This window comes from Pseudoalteromonas sp. SR45-5 (assembly GCF_014163565.1).
Lineage (GTDB): Bacteria > Pseudomonadota > Gammaproteobacteria > Enterobacterales > Alteromonadaceae > Pseudoalteromonas > Pseudoalteromonas distincta.
The window spans coordinates 1-3,134 of record NZ_JACJDN010000484.1; the positions used below are offsets into that span (position 1 = coordinate 1).

General features: G+C 37.9%; 3 protein-coding genes and 1 pseudogene. 3 read left to right on the plus strand and 1 reads right to left on the minus strand.

The annotated features are described in order from the left end of the window. Positions 1-70: 70 nt before the first annotated feature. The 3 genes from coaE to yacG all read left to right on the plus strand — a co-directional run bounded on the left by coaE (position 71) and on the right by yacG (position 2,847). Entirely contained in the window at positions 71-712 is a 642-nt protein-coding gene (coaE, locus tag H5072_RS15425) for a dephospho-CoA kinase (RefSeq protein WP_182694023.1), read from the plus strand. A 126-nt stretch (positions 713-838) separates the two neighbouring features. Beyond that, positions 839-2,515 carry a type IV-A pilus assembly ATPase PilB gene (pilB, locus tag H5072_RS15430; RefSeq protein WP_007586143.1) on the plus strand — a complete coding sequence of 559 codons (1,677 nt, stop codon included), beginning with the start codon at positions 839-841 and terminating at the stop codon, positions 2,513-2,515. 101 nt (positions 2,516-2,616) lie between these two features. After that, positions 2,617-2,847, plus strand: a complete 231-nt coding sequence (yacG, locus tag H5072_RS15435) for a DNA gyrase inhibitor YacG (protein WP_002957774.1) — start codon at positions 2,617-2,619, stop codon at positions 2,845-2,847. 72 nt (positions 2,848-2,919) lie between these two features. Here the strand turns inward: yacG and H5072_RS15440 are convergent. Next, positions 2,920-3,134, minus strand: a pseudogene (locus H5072_RS15440) (hypothetical protein); the annotation flags it as partial.

Consider the following 3,134-nt stretch of genomic DNA (forward strand, 5'->3'; position numbering starts at 1 on the left):
GCAGGCTGGATCACCATGCTTTGGGGCAACCAAATTCAAGGCGCTTATTTTAATTTAATAGGTTATTAAAATGAGTGAGCAAATAACTAAAGTAAACAGCTGGGTATTAGGCTTAACAGGCGGTATTGGCTGTGGTAAAACGGCCATCAGTAACATGTTTGAAGAGCTTGGTATTACAATAGTTGATGCCGATATAATTGCGCGTGAAGTCGTACTCCCAAATAGCAAAGGGCTAAAAGCGATTACAGCACACTTTGGCAAAGATATTTTATTGCCTGATGGCACATTAAATAGAGCAGAATTGCGCGCAAAAATATTCACTAACAACAGTGACAAAGAATGGCTTAATGCGTTGCTACACCCTCTTATTCGCGCAAAAATACTAAACGATTTAAATAATGCAACTAGCCCTTATGTTGTTTTAGTAGCGCCTTTATTGTTTGAAAACAACCTTGATAAATATTGCGACCATACCTTACTTATTGACGTACCAAGCTGTGTACAAATAGCGCGTACAGCAAAACGTGACAACACAAGTAGTGAGCAAGTTAAAAGTATTATTGCCTCGCAAATGTCACGTGATGATAAGCAACAAAAAGCGGATGATATTTTAAATAACGACCGTAGTTTAAACCTAGTGAATATAGAACTTGTTGATCTTCATAAAAAGTACCTACAATATGCATTACACAACAAAACTAACTCACAATAACACTGTCCTAACTCACACAAACTCGTATTTTAGTTAGTAAAATCACAACAATGAATGAAAGGTGATGTAATCCCCTTCTTTTTTCTGATAAATTGCTTACTATTGAAGGAATAAAACAGGTGCGCAATGAATATTAACTCACCGTTATTGAGAAAATTTATAACCCTTGGCCGCATTGATGCCGACACGGTTAAAAACAAACAAAATGAATTTGCCTCAACAGCTGAGCTTATTTCTAAATGTGGAAAAATCGATAGTAAAGATTTAGCTGAACAATGTATCGACTTGTTTCGCGTACCTTATTTTGATTTAAAAGACTTTGATCCTACAAGAATCCCGGCCGACCTCGTAAAAGAAAAACTTATACGTAAACATCATATTTTGCCGCTTGTTCAAAAAGATCGAAAAGTTTATATAGCAGCATCAGACCCAACAGATTACGGCGCATTCGAAAACTTTGAGTTTAGTACCGGTCTTTCATGCGAAATTGTTGTTGTTGATTATATTCAACTCGATACCAAAATAGAGCAATTACTAGATGCCACTGGCAGCTTAAATCTAACTGATGACGAGTTTCAAGAATTTGCTGACTTAGACTCAGAAAGCCAAAGAGATACAGCACCACAAGATGACGATAAAGATGATGCGCCTATCATCGTATACATCAACAAAATTTTAATGGATGCCATTAAAAAAGGTGCCTCTGATTTACATTTTGAACCATATGAGCACAAGTACCGTATTCGCTTTCGTATTGATGGCATTTTGCATGAAGTGGCAAGCCCACCCAATACATTAGCCACCAAGCTTTCTGCGCGTATTAAGGTTATGTCGAGACTCGATATTGCCGAAAAACGCAAACCACAAGATGGTCGTATTAAGCTAAAAATTACTGAACGCAAAAGTATCGATTTTCGTGTAAGTACCATGCCTACCTTGTGGGGCGAAAAAATAGTAATGCGTATTCTTGATTCATCAAGCGCTATGTTAGGCATTGATGTATTAGGCTATGAGCCTGAGCAGAAAAAGCTCTACATGGATGCGCTTGCCCAGCCTCAAGGGATGATACTAGTAACAGGGCCCACCGGTTCTGGTAAAACAGTATCGCTATACACAGGTTTAAATATACTAAACCAACCTGAGCGTAATATTAGTACTGCGGAAGATCCGGTTGAGATTAACCTTGAAGGTGTAAACCAAGTACAAATAAATATTAAAGCCGACATGACTTTTGCCAACGCACTGCGCGCATTTTTACGTCAAGATCCTGATGTAGTTATGGTAGGTGAAATACGTGACTTAGAGACCGCAGAAATATCAATAAAAGCGGCGCAAACAGGCCACTTGGTTTTATCAACATTGCATACAAACTCAGCGCCGGAAACAATCACTCGATTATTAAATATGGGTGTACCCGCTTATAACGTAGCAAGTTCGATTAGCTTAATAATAGCCCAGCGTTTAGCACGTCGTTTATGCCCTAAATGTAAAACGCCAGAACAACTTCCGAGTGAAGAACTGGCTCGCCAAGGATTTAGCGCCGAGCAAATTGAAGAAATGACGTTATATATGCCTAAAGGGTGTGATAGCTGTACTGATGGTTACAAAGGGCGTGTGGGTATTTACGAAGTAATGCAAATTACTCCTGAAATTGCCCAAATTATTATGCGCGGTGGTAACTCGCTTGAAATAGCAGACGTATCACTTAAAGCCGGTTTTAATAATTTACGTTTATCGGGTTTACGCAAAGCAGCCGATGGCCTTACATCCCTTGGTGAAATAAACCGCGTAACCAATTTTTAAAGTCCCACAGTAAAAGATAAGGCTCTAAGCTCAGAGCCTTATAGCTAGAGACTCATATATAAGTAATGTAATATGCACCAAAAATTTGTAGAGAGTAATTTATGCCTACTGTTGTAAACTGCCCAACCTGTAAAACTAAAGTTGAATGGTCAGAGCAAAGCCCATTTCGCCCTTTTTGCTCAAAGCGCTGCCAACTAATTGATTTAGGTGAATGGTCGTTCGAAAATAATAAAATTTCTGCACCAATTACCTCGGCTGAAGAGTTTAGCCAAGACATGATAGAAGATATTGAGGCAATGATGGCTAAAAATGAAGATGACTTTTTTAAATAATTTATCTTCATAATGCCCTAAATACAAAAACCAGCATTACGCTGGTTTTTTAGTATTTACAAAAAAGTAAAATTAACTTTTTTGTTTACGGTGCTTTTTATTCATACGCTTTTGCATTTTAGCAAACTTCTCTTTTTGCTCAGCGTTAAGCACTTGCATTACTTGGTGTTGTGTTTTTAGTTTAATTAAACCAAATTGCTCACCTTTTTCATGACGTTCATTTAATAGCTCTTTTGCTGCATTTTCGTCAAATGTTGCAGCCGAAAGTAATGCATCCATTTTTGCTT

Coding starts and splice junctions, on each gene's coding strand:
- coaE (WP_182694023.1), top strand. CDS start 71: ATGAGTGAGCAAATAACTAAAGTAAACAGCTGGGTATTAGGCTTAACA.
- pilB (WP_007586143.1), top strand. CDS start 839: ATGAATATTAACTCACCGTTATTGAGAAAATTTATAACCCTTGGCCGC.
- yacG (WP_002957774.1), top strand. CDS start 2,617: ATGCCTACTGTTGTAAACTGCCCAACCTGTAAAACTAAAGTTGAATGG.